The organism is Streptomyces sp. NPDC102278 (assembly GCF_044766345.1).
In the GTDB taxonomy this organism is placed as follows: Bacteria; Actinomycetota; Actinomycetes; order Streptomycetales; family Streptomycetaceae; genus Streptomyces.
The window spans coordinates 96,671-113,789 of sequence record NZ_JBIWLV010000010.1 but is presented as its reverse complement, the minus strand read 5'-3'; the positions used below and the strand labels follow the sequence as shown (position 1 = coordinate 113,789).

Genomic DNA, 17,119 nt, shown 5'->3' with positions numbered 1-17,119 from the left:
GTGCTCCTTAACGAACCTGAAACGGGAGAGCGCTCTCCAGACCTTGCCCGTCGCGCGATCGACCGGTCAAGAACCTTGCAGCGCTTTTCTTTCGTCTTTCATTAAGTGCAGAGGTGGATGGGGGTGGGACGCGTGGGGGGTGAGTGACGGGACAGCCCGGAAGCGTGGGCGGCGCCTGCGGAGGGAGGGCCGGGGCTCCGTACGGGCGACCGGGCACAAGCCCGCGAGGCCGGCCGGCCGTGGCGTCCCGCAGGGCCGGGCCGCCGTGACGAGGCGGCGCGTTGGGGTGGCGGGTACGAGCAGACGAGGCCCGGCGCCGCAGGACGTGGCGCGTACGGCGGGAGTGTCCCGGGCCACGGTGTCGCGGGTGGTCAACCGCGCCCGCAACGTGGATCCCGACATTCAAGATCTCGTCCGTCGCGCTGTCGAGCAGACGGGGTACCGGCCGAACCGGGCAGCCCGGTCGCTCGTGACCCGGCGGACGGAGACGGTCGCGCTGCTCATCTCCGGCGCCGGGGACACCATCGCCTCGCGCGTCTTGGCCGACCCGTTCTTCGGACGGGTGGTCAGCGGGGCCGTGGGGTACCTGCGGGCGCACGCGATGCACCCGGTCATCCTGGTCGCCGAGTCCGAGGTGGCCAGGGAACAGGCAGTGGACTACCCGGGCCAGGGCGCGGCAGACGGCGCGCGGGTGGTGATACGCGACTCGGCCTGAACCGTTTCGCTCTGTGAAGCACGGCGCCTGCCTGCCCGGGCGCCACGCCCGGCCGGTTCCCGCGATGGCGCAGCCCATGAGGTACCGGCCGATGAGCCGTCGCGGCCGGTACCGCCCGACGCCCGGCTGGTCGTGCCGGCCGGACGTTCGGCGTGAGCGGGGGCGGCCCACGGGGGTTGCGGAGAAAGGGACTGCGGCCGGGGGGCCGGCCGCAGGATTACGCGCCGAGCAGGCGGTGACTGCGGACGATGTCCGCGTAGCGGTGGCCGCTGGTCTTCACGGTGCGCCGCTGGGTCGCGTAGTCGACGTGGACGAGGCCGAAGCGCTTGTCGTAGCCGTAGGCCCACTCGAAGTTGTCCAGCAGGGACCAGGCGTAGTACCCGGCCAGCGGAGCGCCCTGGCGGGCGGCGCGCGCGCAGGCTGCCAGGTGTTGTTCGAGGTAGGCGGTGCGCTCGGGGTCGTCGACCGCGCCGTCGGGGCCGACGGTGTCGGGGAACGCGGAGCCGTTCTCGGTGACGTAGAGCTTCCGCACGCCGTAGTCGTTGGTGAGGCGCAGCAGCAGGGATTCGATGCCGTTGGCGTCGATCTGCCAGTCCAGGCCGGTGCGCGGTACGTCCGGGAGCCGGACCTCGCGGGCGAAGGGGACCGGGCCGTGGGCGTCGTGGGTGACGGTGGCGGGGAAGTAGTAGTTGAGGCCGTGCCAGTCGAGGGGTGCGGCGATGGTCTCCGGGTCGCCGGGCCGCTCGGGCAGTTCCACGCCGTACAGCTCGCGCATGTCGGTGGGGAAGCCGCGCCCGTAGACCGGGTCGAGCCACCAGCGGTTGGTGTGTCCGTCCATGCGGACGGCGGCGGCGAGGTCCTCGGGGTCGTCGGAGGCGGGTACCACCGTGGAGTGGTTGGTGACGATGCCGATCTGCGCGCCGGGTGCCGCGGCACGGAGGGCCTGGGTGGCCAGGCCGTGGCCCAGCAGGAGGTGATAGGAGGCGCGTACGGCGGCGGTCAGGTCGGTCAGGCCGGGGGCCATGCGGCCTTCCAGGTGGCCGATCCAGCCCGAGCAGAGCGGTTCGTTGAGGGTGGCCCACTGGGTGACGCGGTCGCCGAGGCGTTCCGCGACGGCGGTGGTGTAGGTGGCCAGGTGTTCGGCGGTGTCGCGGACGGTCCAGCCGCCGCGATCCTGTAGCGCCTGGGGGAGGTCCCAGTGGTAGAGGGTCACCGAGGGGGTGATGCCGGCTTCCAGGAGCCCGTCGATCACCTTGTCGTAGAAGTCGAGGCCCCGGGCGTTGACCGGTCCGGAGCCGTCGGGGACGATGCGCGGCCAGGCGATCGACATGCGGTAGGCGTTGGTGCCCAGTTGCTTCATGAGGGCGATGTCCTCGGGCCACCGGTGGTAGTGGTCGCAGGCCTCGTCACCGGTGTCGCCGCCGTCGACCTTGCCCGGGGTGTGGGAGAACGTGTCCCAGATGGACGGCCCGCGGCCGTCCTCCTTGACTGCTCCTTCTATCTGGTAGGCGGAAGTGGCCGTGCCCCAGGCGAAGTCCTGGGGGAAGGCGCCGAGGTCAATGGAATCCGACACAGCAGACCTTTCGAAGATCATGGGAGGAGCGGCTACTTGACGGCGCCGGCGGTCAGCCCGGTGACGAGGTAGCGCTGGAGGAGGAGGAAGCCGCCGACGACGGGCAGGCTCACGACGAGCGAGGCGGCCATGACCTGGTTCCAGTACACGTCGTTCTGGGTCGAGTAGCCCTGGAGGCCCACCGCGAGGGTGCGGGTCGCGTCGTTGGTCATGACCGAGGCGAACAGCACTTCCCCCCAGGCGGTCATGAAGGCGTAGACGGCGACGGCGACGATCCCGGGGATCGCGGCGGGCACGATGACGCGGAACAGCGCGCCGAGCGGACCGCAGCCGTCCACCTTGGCGGCCTCGTCGAGGTCTCTGGGGACCGAATCGAAGTACCCGATCAGCATCCAGATCGAGAACGGCAGCGAGAACGTCAGGTAGGTGAGGATCAGCCCGGCGCGCGAGCCGAACAGCGCGATCCCGGTGGCGTTGCCGATGTTGACGTAGATGAGGAACAGCGGCAGCAGGAAGAGGATGCCGGGGAACATCTGCGTCGACAGCACCGTGACGGTGAAGATGCGCTTGCCGCGGAAGGAATATCGGCTGACGGCGTAGGCCGCGAAGATCGCGATGACGACGGAGAGGACGGTCGCCGACCCGGCCACGATCAGCGAGTTCATGAAGTAGTCGCCGAGGGGGACGGTCTTCCAGATGTCGAAGTACGGCTGGACGGTCAGGCCCGAGGGCATCCACTGGAACTTCCCCGACACGTCCTGCAGCGGCTTTAGCGAGCTGGAGATCATGACGTACACCGGCAGCAGGACGAACCCGGTGAGGAGCGTCAGGAACACCAGCCGGCTCACGACGAACGACTTGGGGGGTGCCATGGGCGACCGGGACGGCACCGCCTGAGTGTGCTCAGTCATCGGTGGCGCTCCTTCCTCGGGAGGTGAACAGGAGGTAGAGGCCGGTCACCACGAGCAGGAACAGCAGCAGCAGGACCGACATCGCCGAACCGGTGCCGAAGTTCCAGGTCTGGAACGAGGACTGGTAGATGTGGATGGAGATGAGGTCGGCCGAGGCCGGCGCCGATTTCCCGAACAGGACGAACGGCGTGTTGAAGTCGTTGAACGTCCACAGGAACAGCACCAGGACCAGGACCTGGTTGACCGGGCGCAGCGAGGGGAGCGTGATGCGGCGGATCTGCTGCCAGACGCCCGCCCCGTCCAGGGCCGCGGCCTCGTAGATCTCGCGGGGGATGTTCTGCAGGCCGGCCATCATGATGAGGAAGGCGAAGGGCCAGCCCTTCCACACCGAGACCACCAGCAGGGTGATGAAGGCGTTGTCGCCGATCAGCCAGAACGGCGGGCTGTCGGTGAGCCCGAGCTGGTCGTGGATGACGTGGTTCACCAGGCCGTTGTCGTGCTGGAACATGAAGGCCCAGGTGATGACGGCGGCGTAGACGGGCAGCGCGTACGGCACCAGGAAGATGGTGCGCAGGATGCCCCGGCCCCTGAACGTCTCCTGCATGAAGATCGCGGCCGCCGTGCCGAGCAGCCAGCAGAAACCCACCGAGAAGAAGGTGAACAGGCACGTGGTCAAGAAGGAGCTCAGCAGTGCCTCGCCGACCGGTGCGTCGAAGTCGACGGTCAGGGAGTAGTTGTCCAGGCCGGCCCAGGGCGCGTTGCCCCAGTCGCGCAGGTAGAACTGGGTGAGCTCCTTGAAGCTGACCACGATGCCGATGACCATCGGGATCAGGTGGACCAGGAGCTCGAGGACGAGTGCGGGGAGCAGCAGCAGGTACGGCAGGGAGATGCGGCGCAGCCGCCCGGAGCGGCGCGTGCGCGGCGCCACTCCGGGGCGGTTCTTCCGTACCGTCCGCCTGCCCGTACGAGGGGGTGCGGTGGTGGTCATGAGATATCCGTGCCTACTTCTTGGGCATCTGCTGCTGGGCCTTCTCGAGCTTGGCCTTCACCGACTCCGGCGTCACCGGTCGGCCGGCCGCCGCGTCGGCGAAGAGCTCCTTGACCGCGGTGCCCACCATCGTCTCGAACTGCGACTCCTCGGGGACCTGCGGGAGCGCGGCGGCGCTCTTGGTGAGGGTGTCGCGCAGGACGGCCAGAGCGGGGGTGTTGAACGCGGGGTCCGTCTGCGCGGACTTCACCGGCGGGATGGAGCCGTAGGCCTTGTTGAGGACCTTCTGCTCCTCCTCACCTGTCATGAAGTTCACGAACTTCGTGGCGCCGTCGATGTTCTTGGTGTTCTTGAACACGGCCATGTTGATACCGGCGACCATGGAGTTGGTGGACGTGCCCGTCCCCGGCGCACCGGACTGCACGGGCGCGGGGACCACGCCCCACTCGTCCTCCTTCATGCCCTGCGCGGCGAAGGTGGCCGACGCGGTCTGCCACAGCACCATGGCGGTCTTGCCCTTGGCGAAGTCGCTCAGCGACTGGTTCTGGGAGTACTCGGAATTGCCCTTGGCGACGATCTGCGCGTCGGCCATCAGGTCGACGTACTGCTTGACGGCCTTGACCGCGCCGTCGGAGGTGAAGTCGGCCTTGCCGTCCGCGGTGAAGAAGTCCGCGCCGTGCTGCTTGCCCAGGACGAAGACCTGGTGGATGTTGTTCGAGAGGTTGGAGCCCTCGACACCGAACCCGGCCTTGCCGTCCTTGGACAGCTGCTTGCCCGTGGCGACCAGCTCGTCCCAGGTCGTCGGCGGCTTGGTGACGCCCGCGTCCGCGAACGCCTTCTTGTTGTAGTAGAGCGCGTAGGCCATCGAGTACAGCGGCACGGCCGCCGGGTCCTGGCCCTGGGCGCCGGTGGAGCCGAGCGCCGACTCGACGAACTTGTCCTTGCCGCCGATCTTCTCGAAGTTCTTGGCGTCCCACGGCAGCAGCGCACCGCTGGCCTGCAACGAGGCGCTCCAGGTGTTGCCGATGTTCAGGACGTCGGGGCCCTGACCGGAGGTGGTCGCGGTCAGGATGCGGTTGAGCAGGTCACCCCACGGCACGACCTCGAGCTTGACCTTGATGCCCGTCTGCTTCTCGAACTTGTCGAGCTCCGGCTGGAGGACCTGCTTGTCGACCTCCAGGCTCGATCCCTGGTTGGAGGCCCAGTAGGTCAGCGTCTTCGGCTGCTCGTTGGACCCGCTCCCGGCGGCGGAGCCGCCACCACAGGCGGCCGCCCCGAGGACGAGGGAGAGGGTGACGGCGCCGACCGCTGCGACTCTGATTCTGCGCATGGCTCCATGGGCCTTTCAGGAAGGAACGGGATGGCCGACTGCGAGGTGGGGGGCGGACGTTCCGCGGTTCGCCCCCGCAACCACATGGCTTAATTTAGGATGTGAGTTAAACCTCAAGCGAAGGACTCGTCAAGAGCGTTCACGCAGGTATCTTGCAGGTACGGGCTTCGAAGACAGGGGACAGAGTGCGAGTACGTAGCGGTCGAACAGTGCGTGACCTGCGGCGGGAGAATCGAACCGCTGTCTTGCAACGGTTGTATTTCGACGGCCCCCTGAGCCGCTTCTCCCTGGGCCCCGCCACGGGACTGAGCTCCGGATCCATCAGCAACGTGGTCGCGGAGCTGGTCGCCGACGGCCTGGTGGAGGAAGCCGGGAGCGTCGAGTCGGCCGGCGGGCGGCCCCGCACCCTGCTCCGCGTCCGCCCGGACAGCGGCTACATGATCGGCGTGGACGTGGGCGAGACCCGCATCCGCATCGAGCTCTTCGACCTGGCCCTGACCGAGCTCGCACGCGTGGAACGCCCCCTGGAGGTCGCGGGACCCCGCCGCATCGACCGCTACGACGTCGCCGTCGTCGTACGGCACCTGCGCGAGGGCATCGTCGAGGTACTGCAGGCGGCCGACATCGCACCCGAGCGGCTCCTCGGCGTCGGCATCGGCGTCCCCGGCATCGTGGCCAGGACCGCGGACGGCGCCGTCGTCCACGGCCAGACCATCGGCTGGGACGCGGTCCCCCTGGAGCGCATGCTGCGCGACTCCCACCTGCTGCCCGACACCGTCCCGTACTACATCGACAACGGGGCCAAAACCCTCGGCCAGGCCGAGATGTGGTTCGGTGCCGGACGCGGGGCGCGCAACGCGGTCGTCGTGCTCTTCGGCTCGGGTGTCGGCGCCTGCGTGGTCAGCGACGACACCCGTACCGGCCGCGCCATCGAGTGGGGCCACCTGACCGTGCGCGTCCGCGGTCGCCGCTGCCGCTGCGGCGCCCAGGGCTGCCTGGAGGCGTACGCCGGTGCCGAGGCCCTCCTGGAACGCTGGATCGAGGCCGGTGGACGCCCGCCGGCCCCGGCCGACGAGGAGACCGCCCTGACCGCGATGCTGGCCGCCGCCTACCCGACCGCGGGCCCCGACGGCACCAGCGCGCAGGCCGACACGACGGCCCTGGCCGTGCTGGAGGAGACCGCCGAGTACCTCGGCGCGGGATTCTCCGACCTGATCAACCTCTTCCAGCCCGAGCGCATCCTCGTCGGCGGCTGGGCCGGCCTGCAGCTCGGCACCCGCTTCCTGGACTCCGTACGGTCCTACGCCACCTCCTACGCCCTGTCCTACCCGGCTGCCAACGTCCGCATCAACCTCGGAACCTTCGGCCCCGACGCCGTCACCGTGGGCGCGGGAATCCTGCCCCTCGCCGACTTCTTCGCCCACGGCGGCCACCGCACCGAACCCGAACGCGAGGAGCCGCTCCCCGCATGGCGCACCACGCTGCAGGAGCGGGCGGCGCACTGAGACCCGGACACGGTGAACCCGTGCGCACGCATGCCGAACCCCCCCGCACGGAACCCACGCACGCCGAACCCCCGGCCCGCCCCGCAGCCCGCGAGGTGGGCGGGGCGGCGCCATGGCGTGCCGGGCGTTACGGGGCAGACGGCACTTCGACGACGGTGCTATCTCTCCAGAGGTGCGTGCCCGTCACCGGCCGGAGACACGCGGCGCCCCGCGTGGTCGAAGACGTAGAGCTGCGCGAGATCGACCAGCAGCGGGATCTGGGCCCCGACCCGCACCCGGACGTGCGGTCCGGTGCGCACGACGAGGTCGCTGCGGACCGTCCCCGGCCGCTGCGGAGCGATACCCGCGTCGGTCCCCCGAGTGGATTCCGGCACGTCCAGGACTGCCACCGACCCGTACCCCGGGGCCGACAGCCGCCCCACGGCGCGCGCGTTCTACGCGTTCGGGTCCCAGTCCGCGAGCTGCTCCATCGGCTCGGTGTCGCCGGTGGTCTCCAGGCCGTCGAGCGGGACGCGCGCGTAGAAGTAGAGGACCAGTTCGCTCGCTGTGCCTCGCATCGCCATGTCGCCCGGCTCCGCGTCGGCGGCGAGGTCGTCGCAGCGGACGCCGTCGGCGTTGAGGGTCAGGCGCCAAGAGCGGCCCTCGGTCGTGTGCAGGTCGATGGTCGCCGGCTTGAACGGCCAGGGGACGGTCGTCGCCGAGACGGTCATCAGGAACTCGTCGACGCCCTCGACCGCGACGTCCGTCGGCAGGGGCTGTGCGGCGCCCTGGGTGAGCTGGGCGTCGTAGGTGTGGACGGCGAGTTCCTGGATCTGGTGCCGGGCCACGGCTCCGCTGGTCTCCGGGGCCTGCGAGCGGCCCCACCAGGTCCAGCAGCCGCGGTCCGGGCCGGCCTCGCGCATCGCGTTGAGCATGAGCTCGGTCGACTCGGCGAGCCAGGCATCCAGGGCTTCGCGGTCGCGGGGCGAGGTCGGGGCGCCCTTCGGGACCGTCCTCGCCGGGGGCTCGGCGCCCGGGCCCGCCGCGACGATGGCGGCCTGGCGGCGGCGGCCGTCGCCGACGTGCTGCGCCAGTTCGCGCAGCGTCCAGTCCGGGCAGGTCGGAACCTGGACGTCAAGGTCGGGGGCGGACGCGATCGCGGCGCGGAACGCCGCCGAGCGGTCTTCGATCAGCCGCAGGACCTCGGGGAACTCCAAGATTTTTTGCACGTCGGTTGTGTATCACGGCGCTCAGGCCGCCGGGTAGCGAATTTGTCGGACGAACGCGTCCCCGGCCGCGCGGGAGCGCCGGCGTCGAAGCCGTCCTGCAGCTCCGCGCACTGCTCGCCAACGGCGACTTCGACCGCTACGGGACCCACCATCTGGCCAAGAGCACCAGCGCATGCGGTGTTCGGCCGCAAAGGACACCCGACCCCGCGGTCGCCGAGCACGGGCGCACCCACAAGACGATGCGGCTGCTCGCCCTGCTCGACTCGATAGCGACATCTACCGGCGGCTGATGAACCGGCAGCTCACCGTGCAGGAATCCCGATACCGCTCGCTTGCGCGATCTGCCAGGACGCGGACGTCGACCGCCTCTCTCCCCTCAAGGCCCGGCACATCAACTTCCTGGGCCGCTACCTGTTCAACATCACCGCCGGCGGTCCCGGCCAGGGCCTGCACTCCTTCCGGGACTCGGACGCCGGCGAAGACGGCGAGGACGAGGAAGGCTGGGTGACCCGGGCTCCGGCCGACGGCCGGAGCCTGGTAGCGGCTCAGTCGGCCTGGCTGTCGGCCTGGTTGTCGGCCTGTTCGGGCAGGCAGAACATCAGGACCCACATCAGGGCGAGCAGGCTACCGACCCACCACAGCACACTGATGAACGCGTCGCGGTTGAGTCCGGCGTCGGCAGAGCCGCCGGCGGTGGCGAAGAACACCAGGGCGGTCAGCGCGGTACCGAGGGCGATGCCCAGGTGCATGACGGTGTTGAACAGGCCGGAGGCCGACCCGGCGTCCTCGTGCGGGACCCTGGCCAGCGACATGTCGGCGAGCGGGCCTCCGACCATGCCGAGACCGAAGCCGATCAGTACCACCGGAGCGGTCATCCCGAGCAGGGTCGGGTCCGCCTGGCCGGCATCGATCCGGAGCCCGTAGGCAGTTATCGACGCGAGCGTGATGAGGGCTCCGGCCTGCGGCAGGCGGCGGGCGAAGCGCCCGGCGCTCTTCGCCGTGACCGTCGCACCGGCCAGCTCTCCGAGGGAGAGCAGCACGAAGGCCAGGGCCGCGTGGAAGGGGCTCATGCCCAGGCCGCGCTGGAGGTAGAGCGTCCAGGTCATGAAGAACAGCCCGCACAGGAGGCCGTGCATCAGCTGCGCGGCCATGCCGCCGGAGAACTGCCGGCTCCGGAAGAGGGACAGGGCCACGAGCGGAGCGTCGTCCTGCTTGCGGTGCTGGTGGCGCAGGAAGACAACGAGGACGAGGAGGCCCGCGGCGAGCAGGGCGAAGCACCACAGCGGCCAGTGGTGGAGGTGTCCCTCGGTGAGCGGGAAGACGATCAGGACGATGGCGGACGCGGACAGCAGCATGCCGGTCAGGTCGAGCCGGTCGGCCTTCTTCACGGTCGACTCGGGGATGAACCTGCGTCCCAGGAGGATCACCGCGAGGCCGACTGGAACGTTGACCAGGAAGATCGGCCGCCAGGACAGCCCGAACAGGTCAGCCTCGGTCAGCAGACCGCCCATCACCGGGCCCAGGACGTTGGCGAGCGACATGACGGCCCCGTACAGACCGAACACTTTGCTGCGGTTCTGCCCCTCGAAGGCCACATGGAGGGTGGCCAGGATCTGCGGGATCATCAGGGCCACTCCCACACCCTGGAGCCCGCGGGCGCCGATCAGCACGCCCGGCCCGGCAGCGAGGCCGCACAGCAGCGAGGCCGTGGTGAACACGACGGTGCCGATGAGGAGGATCTTTCGCCTGCCGTAGAGGTCGCCGAAACGTCCGCCGGTGATCAGTCCGACGGCGATGGGCAGTGAATAGCCGGTGGTCAGCCACTGCACCGCGTCCGGTCCGGCGCCGGTCGACTCCTGGATCGCGGGCAGGGCGGTCAGGACGACCGACTGGTCGATCATGTCCATCAGCTCGGCGCCCAGCAGCACCAAGAGGGCGACCCAGGCGGCCAAGCCCATCTTCGACAGGCCAGGTGTTGGGTGGGTCGGGGGCTGGGTGGTGTGCTGCGGCTCGTTGTCGAGCGCGGAGGAAGACACGACGGGAAACTCCTGATCCAAAGGAATCGGGGAGCCCTGCCGACAGCCGCGCCGGGGCCGGAAAACACGAAACCCGGGGCAGACGGCAGAGCTGCACCCGGGAATAGACAGAAAAATGCGGGGAGGGTGACGCAACTCAGGCCAGCGCGACGTCCGCCCCCGGACACGTGCGTCACAACAGCACGTGGGGAACACGGACGACTACATGGCCTGGTTGATAGGACGTCACCTCAAGATCGACGCAGAAGGAACAGGGCATCCGGTCACTGCCACCGACACCTCGGCACAGGAACTCGTCCAACATACGACATCCCAGGCCCTCCACGCACTCCAGATGGTGGACCCGCCCTGAGAGGGCCCGCCATTGCGCCGGAGCCCCCTCGGCGGAGGCAGCGCCCCGCCCTCGGCCGTCATGACGATCACGCCACCGTCGCGTCGACCTCGTACGGACCTGTCCGCGAACCCGGCGCGAACAAGAGCCCAAGGCGCATACGCGAGAGCGGCGTCACCCACACCATGCCTGTCGGGGGCACAGCCCGGGGGACCGGGACGATGGGAAGGCGCCGGTAGGGTGGTCAGTTGTGGACACGGGGGCAGGCATGGAGATGGTTGGCGTCCCGCCAGGACAGGTGACGCTGTCGGACCGGCGGACGCAGAGCAGTTGGCTGGTCGAGGTCGAGCCGTTCCAGATGGCGGCGTTCCCGGTCACCCAGCTCCGGTACGCACAGGTCACTGGTCAGCGGCCGAGCAGCGCCCGAGGCGACCGGCTGCCCGTCGAGGGCGTTTCGTGGTGGGACGCGATCCAGTTCTGCAACGCGTTGTCCCGGCGCGACGGGCTCACACCCGCGTACCACCTGCGCGCTGACGCCGAGATGACCGATTGGGACACCGGCGCAGACGGGTACCGGCTGCCGACCGAGGCCGAATGGGAGCACGCCTGTCGTGCGGGTACCACCGGCCCGCGGTACGGGCAGCTCGACGAGGTCGCCTGGTACCAGGGCAACTCAGATGGGCGGATCCACCCCGTGGGCGGCAAACAACCCAACGCCTGGGGCCTGTACGACATGCTCGGCAACGCCTGGGATTGGTGCTGGGACCTCTACGACGCCGAGGTGTACGGCGCTTACCGGGTCCTCCGTGGTGGTGGATGGGCCGACGAGCATTGGAGCTGCCGCGCGTCGGTGCGGCGGCGCAGCCATCCGACCTTCCGGATCGAGGACGTGGGATTCCGCGTCGCACGCTCCACACCGCCACTTCGGCCATGACCGTCTCAATCGAAAACCGTCAGTAAGTCGTGAGTCAAACCGTCGAGTTCACAGCTGATCGCATCCCGCAGCACATCGTGTCGCGGGCCGAGCCTGAACCGCTCGTCACTCCATCGGTCACGCGGATACAGCCACACCGGCTTGCCCACCAACTCGGCCGGCTCCCATTCGAATCGCGGCCAGACATGGGCATGCAAGAACGGGTCTGTGTTGCCGAGGATCTCCAGGTTGACCCGGCGGAAGTCGGGGTCCAGCCGCCGACAGCCCCGCTCAACCGCTTCTCCGAGCTGGTCCATGTCGGACAGAAACGACAGCCGCTTGGCCCTGGGCAGGTCGGACAGCCGTTGAACATCCGGCTCGTCCGCGAGGAGAACCGAGTATCCGGGCAGGAACTGTACGTCGCCGATCACCGCGAAGCCCGACTCAAGCCGCCGCATCACCGTCGGATTCCGGCCCCGCAGAGCAGCCCCGATCCGGTCCATACGCCAGTCACCGGTCACGGCCCGAGACTACCCGCAGGCGGGCTCTTCATCTGTGTCTTGTGCGATGACGCGCTGCCGCGGGAATGGAACGTGGACGGGTCCGAGGGTCGAGTTCTCCCACGCGGCGGCGCCGGGCGTGCGGTGCCCGAGTGGGGGCGGCCCTCTTGACCAGGCGACATGGAGATCGGCCCGCTTCGGGCCGCCCGCTCGCCGGTACCGATCGAGAGCACGCTCGCCGCGTAGGCCCGCACGGTGCGAGTCACCCACCTCGTGGGCCTGTTCAGATACAGATCGGTCTGTTCAGATACAGATCACGATCTTTCCTCGGGTGCGTCCGCGCTCGGCGTGCGCGTGGGCGTCGGCGATCCGCTCCAGGGGGTAGGACCGTTTGATACGGGGTGTGTAGCGGCCTTGCCCGCCCAGTTCCGCCGCCGCGGACAGGAGAGTGGGATCGTTCTCCGCGTTGACCACATGCGTGCCCAGGCGCTGCCCGCCCGCGTGGTCGGCGACCGTCGCGACGCGCTTCGGGTCGCCCGCGATCGCGACGAGGTCGTCCAGGGAGCCGGAGGCCGCGGTGTCGAGCACGATGTCGACGCCGTGCGGAGCGAGGGTGGTGAGGCGCCGTGCGAGGCCGGGCCCGTAGGTGGTGGGAACGGCGCCGAGAGAGGTGAGGAACTCGTGGTTGCGTTCGCTGGCCGTCCCGATCACAGTGGCACCTCGCGCTACCGCGATCTCGACTGCCGCGCTGCCCACGCCTCCGGCGGCGCCCTCGACGAGGAGGGTGCGCCCCGCGAGGGGGCCGAGCGCGTCGAGCCCACGCATCGCGGTCACGGACGCGAGACCGGCGCCCGCGGCCTGCTCGTCGTTCCACGTGGCAGGGGTGTGCGCCCAGGCCGAAAGGATGAGCAGCTCCGCGGTCGCGCCGGTGAGGCCACCCAGCCCGAAGACGCGGTCGCCGATGCTCACCCCCTGCACCCCGTCGCCGATCTCGTCGACCACACCGGCGGCGTCGCGCCCGGGAATGGCGGGCAGCTCCAGCGGAAGCAGCTGGTGCAGGGCGCCGGCGCGCAGCTTCCAGTCGATGGGATTGACGCCGGCCGCCGCGACGCGGACACGGATCTCACCGGGTCCGGGGTGAGGGTCGGGGGCCTGCTCGATCACCAGGCTCTCCGGTCCGCCGTATTCGTGGAACCGGGCTGCGCGCATAGTGGTCTGCCTTACTTTGACGGGCCGGGATGACGTGTTCATCCGACGCCCGTCACTCTAGAACCTGACGTTGACGTGAGGTGCAAGTCGCAACTGTCGCCCGGCCGGAGGAGAGCAGGCGCGGTCGGGTGAGGTTGCCGAGCAGGCGGGGCGGGGAGTGGGGCCCTGCGCCATTCCGAGGGATCACCCCGCCCGTCACGGTCGACGCCCATGTGCCCTCGGGCGGCTCGGCGATCCCGGCACGCCGCGCGGGCTGCCGTGCGTACGTGGACCGCGTGAACGCCCTCGGGCCCCTCACCGGGTCGTGATCAATCTCGGCGCCGGCAACGGTTCGATCGGTGCCAAGGGCCGCCTCCGGGGGCGGTGTTGCTAGCCTGAACGTGACGTCAACGTGAGGTATGAGCGGGAAGGGAGTGCCCTGCGTCATGCGCATCGGACAGCTCGCCAGGCGGTCAGGGGTCAGCGTGCGGGCCCTGCGCTACTACGAGGAACAGCGGCTCCTGGACTCGGCGCGGACGCCCGGTGGCCAGCGTGAGTATCCCGACGAAGCCCTGGAGCGGGTCCAGCTCATCCAGGACCTCTTCGCAGCCGGCCTCTCCAGCCGTACCGTCGTCGAACTCCTGCCGTGCGTGAGCACCGGCGTCGCGACCCCTGCCATGCTCGACCAACTCATCATCGAACGCGACCGCATCACCGCACGCATCCAGGACCTGGACCGGGCCAAGACCAAACTCGGCCGCGTGATCGAGAATGTGACCGCGGCGAGCGTGGGGCAGGACTGACCAACCCCTCGTGAGGGGCGCGGTCCCGACCTCCCCCTGTAGCCGTCATGGACGCGCAACGCCTCCACGCTGTCGGCCGCCTTGAACGGATCCAGGCGCGAGGTACGGGGTGGATTCTGCTTGCGAGGCGCCGGCCAGACCGACCCCAGCGCCATCGCGACCGTCCCGCGGGCGGGCAGGCACAAGGGCATCGCCGCCCAAGACAAGGCATTCGCCGGTATTGATGCGATACCTACCGTTCAGCACGGAACCCGATGTGCCGCCCGGCTCGTACCCTCCTCCGCCGCCTACCCCCACGTCGTATCAGTGAGGTCCGGTCCCCGCCCGTCGATGATGTCCGGGGCGCTCAACCCGTAGCCCTCGGCTCGGCCGTAGTACGTCGGCTCGCCGGGCTCCGCCGCGACTCCGAGCACCCGGTCAAGCTCCTGCAGGGCCGAGGCGAGCCGAGGCGCGTTGTTGGCCTGGATGGCTGGGTGGGGCTCGCCCCGGAAATCGCACTCACCCCAGACGTCGTGATGTACGGACAGTTCGATCCAGAGGTCCGTCTCGTCGGGAGCCACGATGAGTTCCATGAGACGGTACTCACTGTGTCGTTCTCCGTCCGCGTCGAACCAAGCGCCCGGCCCAAGCACGAGGATTCCACCGATCTCTGCCTGCGGGTGACCGGTCGGTCGACAGGCGCGGATTGCGTCCGGCAGTGCGGGTGAGTCGAGTGAACGCGTGGTCAGGCGGCTGTGAACGCCGAGGCCGCCCCTGCCGGTCTGGAACCAGTCCCACTCAAGTGAAGCCGGCACCAGCAAGGCGTGCTTCTCCAGCACCGCACTCATGCGCGCCGCGGTCATGAGCGCGAACTCCAGACCGGGCTCTTCGACGTCCTCCAGATTCCACGACCACGAGCCGCTCTCCTTGGGCGCGCGCATCAGCATGGTCGGCAAAACTCCTCAGGGGTTGGTGCCATTGGTCGGATTGGCGGTGACGGATCCCCCGGCCAACTGCAAGGGACGGCGGCTCCTGCTGAAGCTCCGCTCCCGCACCCAGGTTGGGCGAAGCTCCGCGCGCGGGCTGCCGCTGGGACTACCGGGCGTCGCGCCGCCGGCGCGCGCGCTCGAACTCGGCGACATCCGACATCCAGGGACCGTGCTGTTCGAGCGCGGCGCAGCCGCCGCGGACGAAGGCGCTCACCAGGTTCCGGTACCCGCCCATCCCGTCGACCAGGCTGTACTCGACCCGGTACTCCGGATCCGACCCGCCTTCCCCCTTGCGCAGCGTCGTGATCCGGGCGAGGGAGTCCGCGTAGAAGTGGAGCTGGATGCCTTCGCCCATTTCCTCGTCCTCGATGGTGAAGACTTCGTTGTCCGCGGCAGAGCGGTCGCCGACGAACTCCCAGAACTCCGCGGTGGCAGTGCGGGGACCGTCCCGTAGCCACTTCTTCTCGGCGCCCTTGTCGTCGGTGAACACCAGGGCCGTTTTCCTCGCACTCCCGCCGGGATCGGCGCGGTGGCCGGCGGCCTCCTCGTCATCCTGCACGGGTGCGTGCCTGGCGCGGTCCACGGCCTCCGCGCACATCAGGAAGCTCACGGTACGCACCGCGTCATCGACGAGCTCAGCGTGTGCACGGCGCACGGCCGCTTGGACCGTGGTCTCCATCCGAGCCCAGTCGCGCTTGTCCGTGGCGCGGTTTCCCCGTCGCGGATCGCGGTCGATCCGCATCCCGGCGCACGCCTGCTCCGCAGTCGCGATCACCCGCATGACCTGGGGCAGCAGCGCGGGGTCCACGGCGTTGGGCATTCGCCTGGGAACCGTCGAGCCGTGCAGGTACTGGCCCGTGTACTTCAAAATCGCGGTGTCGAGTGGACCGAGTACGGCTCCGCGCTCGGCGCGACGGCGGTTCGCGTGGTACTCCTGAGCCCGTTTCCCGTTCGACGTCTCCGTCGCCGTGCGCATCGCCGCGCATGGCTGACCGCGCTCGAGTAGACCGATGTCGGCCCCGTGCGCGATGAGCCGGCTCCTGTCCCACCGGATGCGCCGGAAGAGCGCGTCGACGTCCGCGGGCGCGGCAAGGAGGATCGGGTCCAGGAGCGCGCCGGCGGCGTTCTCGTCGAGCCGGCCCCGGGTTCCGGCGTCGTCGCACAGCGGAAGGACCGCACTCCACAGCAGCAGGTGTCTGGCCAGGTCCTCCCGGATCACCGCGAGATGGGCTTCGCCGATCGAGAAGGTGAACGTGCGAGGCTCGTGGTTGGCGTCGGCCCCGGCACCGAGCATCAGCTTCAGCTCGCCGTCCTCGCGGATCACGTTCGGGATCCAGCCGCTGTTGCGCGTGAAGACGATCTCTTTCATGGACTCACTCTCCCCCGGGACCGCACCGGCCGACATCGCGGTGACGTGGCAGCCCCACCCGGCACCATCCGTTCACGACCACCGTGCGAATTCGACGTCGAGGCGCGGGTCGGCGCGCACCCAGACTTCGCCGCCGGCGCCGCGGCCGGCCTCGGCGGGGGCGTCGACTCGTTCGATACCGAGGAACTCGATCAACTTGAGCAGTGCGGCTCGTTCGGCTCGGTCATCGTCGATGCCATGCGAGTCGAAGAAGACGTAGTACTGGTCGCTCGGGTCCACGTAGCCCGAATCGGCCCAGATCCGGGCGACTTCCTCGATCGCCGCTGCTTCCGTTGTGATCGTGGCGGCGCGGGCGGCGCCGCGAGTCTCCGGTGTCGCGTCGAGGTCGGCGAGGTCGGAGAACCATTGGCCGAAGCGGTCGAGGCCGGCATAGCCGTTCTCGAAGAACAGCATCGCGCTCGGAAGGTAGCGATTGCCCCTGTCGACCTGGAGGTACTCCGACCGGGGTTGGTCCGCATCCTTGGTCCGGGAGATCACACCTTGCCCGGGCATGAGTCCCAGACTCTGCCCCGACGGTTCGTCACGGATGGTGTAGGTGTCGGCAGCTCGACCGCGGAAGAACGCGGAGAACGCCACGTAGGCTTCCTGAGGGTCGCTTACGGACACCCGCTGGTCGTTGCCGTCACCGACAGCGAAGACGAACTGCTTCGGTCCGGGTCTGTAGGGGCGAGCCATATGCGTCCTTCGTTCACGTGTGACAGCTCCAGCAGCGTAGTCGAGC

General features: G+C 69.4%; 16 protein-coding genes and 1 pseudogene. 5 read left to right on the top strand and 12 right to left on the bottom strand.

The genetic code is table 11. The features are described 5' to 3' along the window. Positions 1-139: 139 nt before the first annotated feature. Together ACIRO3_RS23795 and ACIRO3_RS23790 are read left to right on the top strand one after the other, a co-directional pair. Positions 140-391: pseudogene (locus tag ACIRO3_RS23795) on the top strand (LacI family DNA-binding transcriptional regulator); the annotation flags it as partial. Between the two features lie 78 nt (positions 392-469). Continuing rightward, positions 470-715, top strand: a complete 246-nt coding sequence (locus tag ACIRO3_RS23790) for a hypothetical protein (protein ID WP_404140315.1) — start codon at positions 470-472, stop codon at positions 713-715. A 217-nt stretch (positions 716-932) separates the two neighbouring features. On the opposite strand, the gene ACIRO3_RS23785 is transcribed toward ACIRO3_RS23790, so the two are convergent. Genes ACIRO3_RS23785 through ACIRO3_RS23770 form a run of 4 tightly spaced genes read right to left on the bottom strand, consistent with a single transcriptional unit; the run spans position 933 to position 5,517 of the window. After that, entirely contained in the window at positions 933-2,309 is a 1,377-nt protein-coding gene (locus ACIRO3_RS23785; protein WP_404139908.1) for a GH1 family beta-glucosidase, read from the bottom strand. An 11-nt stretch (positions 2,310-2,320) separates the two neighbouring features. Next, positions 2,321-3,160: a carbohydrate ABC transporter permease gene (locus tag ACIRO3_RS23780; protein ID WP_361772474.1), complete on the bottom strand. Its 840-nt coding sequence runs from the start codon at positions 3,158-3,160 to the stop codon at positions 2,321-2,323. A gap of 31 nt (positions 3,161-3,191) precedes the next feature. Continuing rightward, positions 3,192-4,187, bottom strand: coding sequence for a carbohydrate ABC transporter permease (locus ACIRO3_RS23775; RefSeq protein WP_404139905.1), 996 nt, complete (start codon positions 4,185-4,187; stop codon positions 3,192-3,194). 13 nt (positions 4,188-4,200) lie between these two features. Beyond that, the gene (locus ACIRO3_RS23770; RefSeq protein WP_404139902.1) at positions 4,201-5,517 is read right to left on the bottom strand and encodes an ABC transporter substrate-binding protein; all 1,317 of its coding nucleotides are present in this window, start codon (positions 5,515-5,517) and stop codon (positions 4,201-4,203) included. Positions 5,518-5,702: 185 nt separating this feature from the next. Between ACIRO3_RS23770 and ACIRO3_RS23765 the strand changes: the two genes are divergently transcribed. Next, the gene (locus ACIRO3_RS23765) at positions 5,703-7,022 is read left to right on the top strand and encodes an ROK family protein (RefSeq protein WP_404139899.1); all 1,320 of its coding nucleotides are present in this window, start codon (positions 5,703-5,705) and stop codon (positions 7,020-7,022) included. 158 nt (positions 7,023-7,180) lie between these two features. Here the strand turns inward: ACIRO3_RS23765 and ACIRO3_RS23760 are convergent, their stop codons facing one another. The 3 genes from ACIRO3_RS23760 to ACIRO3_RS23750 all read right to left on the bottom strand — a co-directional run bounded on the left by ACIRO3_RS23760 (position 7,181) and on the right by ACIRO3_RS23750 (position 10,266). Continuing rightward, a complete protein-coding gene (locus tag ACIRO3_RS23760; protein WP_404139897.1) occupies positions 7,181-7,396 on the bottom strand; it encodes a hypothetical protein in 216 nt (71 codons plus the stop codon). A gap of 60 nt (positions 7,397-7,456) precedes the next feature. Next, positions 7,457-8,230 carry a maleylpyruvate isomerase family mycothiol-dependent enzyme gene (locus ACIRO3_RS23755; protein WP_404139894.1) on the bottom strand — a complete coding sequence of 258 codons (774 nt, stop codon included), beginning with the start codon at positions 8,228-8,230 and terminating at the stop codon, positions 7,457-7,459. Positions 8,231-8,775: 545 nt separating this feature from the next. Further along, complete coding sequence (locus tag ACIRO3_RS23750) at positions 8,776-10,266, bottom strand: MFS transporter (protein ID WP_404139891.1); 1,491 nt, start codon at positions 10,264-10,266, stop codon at positions 8,776-8,778. A gap of 605 nt (positions 10,267-10,871) precedes the next feature. On the opposite strand from ACIRO3_RS23750, the gene ACIRO3_RS23745 reads away from it, so the two are divergent. Further along, positions 10,872-11,531, top strand: coding sequence for a formylglycine-generating enzyme family protein (locus ACIRO3_RS23745; RefSeq protein ID WP_404140291.1), 660 nt, complete (start codon positions 10,872-10,874; stop codon positions 11,529-11,531). Between the two features lie 5 nt (positions 11,532-11,536). Here ACIRO3_RS23745 and ACIRO3_RS23740 read toward each other — a convergent pair whose 3' ends face one another. Both ACIRO3_RS23740 and ACIRO3_RS23735 read right to left on the bottom strand, forming a co-directional pair. After that, the gene (locus ACIRO3_RS23740) at positions 11,537-12,031 is read right to left on the bottom strand and encodes an HIT family protein (protein WP_404139888.1); all 495 of its coding nucleotides are present in this window, start codon (positions 12,029-12,031) and stop codon (positions 11,537-11,539) included. A 282-nt stretch (positions 12,032-12,313) separates the two neighbouring features. Continuing rightward, positions 12,314-13,219, bottom strand: coding sequence for an NADP-dependent oxidoreductase (locus ACIRO3_RS23735; RefSeq protein ID WP_404139885.1), 906 nt, complete (start codon positions 13,217-13,219; stop codon positions 12,314-12,316). A gap of 425 nt (positions 13,220-13,644) precedes the next feature. Here ACIRO3_RS23735 and ACIRO3_RS23730 point away from each other — a divergent pair, with 425 nt between their 5' ends. Beyond that, positions 13,645-14,001 carry a MerR family transcriptional regulator gene (locus tag ACIRO3_RS23730; RefSeq protein WP_365999087.1) on the top strand — a complete coding sequence of 119 codons (357 nt, stop codon included), beginning with the start codon at positions 13,645-13,647 and terminating at the stop codon, positions 13,999-14,001. Between the two features lie 287 nt (positions 14,002-14,288). Here the strand turns inward: ACIRO3_RS23730 and ACIRO3_RS23725 are convergent, their stop codons facing one another. From ACIRO3_RS23725 to ACIRO3_RS23715, 3 genes are all read right to left on the bottom strand, one after another. Then, entirely contained in the window at positions 14,289-14,927 is a 639-nt protein-coding gene (locus tag ACIRO3_RS23725; RefSeq protein WP_404139882.1) for a hypothetical protein, read from the bottom strand. Between the two features lie 148 nt (positions 14,928-15,075). Continuing rightward, complete coding sequence (locus ACIRO3_RS23720; protein WP_404139879.1) at positions 15,076-16,338, bottom strand: DUF6357 family protein; 1,263 nt, start codon at positions 16,336-16,338, stop codon at positions 15,076-15,078. 72 nt (positions 16,339-16,410) lie between these two features. Further along, positions 16,411-16,974, bottom strand: a complete 564-nt coding sequence (locus ACIRO3_RS23715; protein WP_404139877.1) for a hypothetical protein — start codon at positions 16,972-16,974, stop codon at positions 16,411-16,413. Positions 16,975-17,119 lie beyond the last annotated feature (145 nt).

What these genes read in the sequence shown, in the direction of transcription:
- ACIRO3_RS23785 (WP_404139908.1), bottom strand. Translation starts at nt 2,309, where the DNA reads ATGATCTTCGAAAGGTCTGCTGTGTCGGATTCCATTGACCTCGGCGCC.
- ACIRO3_RS23780 (WP_361772474.1), bottom strand. Translation starts at nt 3,160, where the DNA reads ATGGCACCCCCCAAGTCGTTCGTCGTGAGCCGGCTGGTGTTCCTGACG.
- ACIRO3_RS23775 (WP_404139905.1), bottom strand. Translation starts at nt 4,187, where the DNA reads ATGACCACCACCGCACCCCCTCGTACGGGCAGGCGGACGGTACGGAAG.
- ACIRO3_RS23770 (WP_404139902.1), bottom strand. Translation starts at nt 5,517, where the DNA reads ATGCGCAGAATCAGAGTCGCAGCGGTCGGCGCCGTCACCCTCTCCCTC.
- ACIRO3_RS23745 (WP_404140291.1), top strand. Translation starts at nt 10,872, where the DNA reads ATGGTTGGCGTCCCGCCAGGACAGGTGACGCTGTCGGACCGGCGGACG.
- ACIRO3_RS23735 (WP_404139885.1), bottom strand. Translation starts at nt 13,219, where the DNA reads ATGCGCGCAGCCCGGTTCCACGAATACGGCGGACCGGAGAGCCTGGTG.
- ACIRO3_RS23730 (WP_365999087.1), top strand. Translation starts at nt 13,645, where the DNA reads ATGCGCATCGGACAGCTCGCCAGGCGGTCAGGGGTCAGCGTGCGGGCC.
- ACIRO3_RS23725 (WP_404139882.1), bottom strand. Translation starts at nt 14,927, where the DNA reads ATGCTGATGCGCGCGCCCAAGGAGAGCGGCTCGTGGTCGTGGAATCTG.
- ACIRO3_RS23720 (WP_404139879.1), bottom strand. Translation starts at nt 16,338, where the DNA reads ATGAAAGAGATCGTCTTCACGCGCAACAGCGGCTGGATCCCGAACGTG.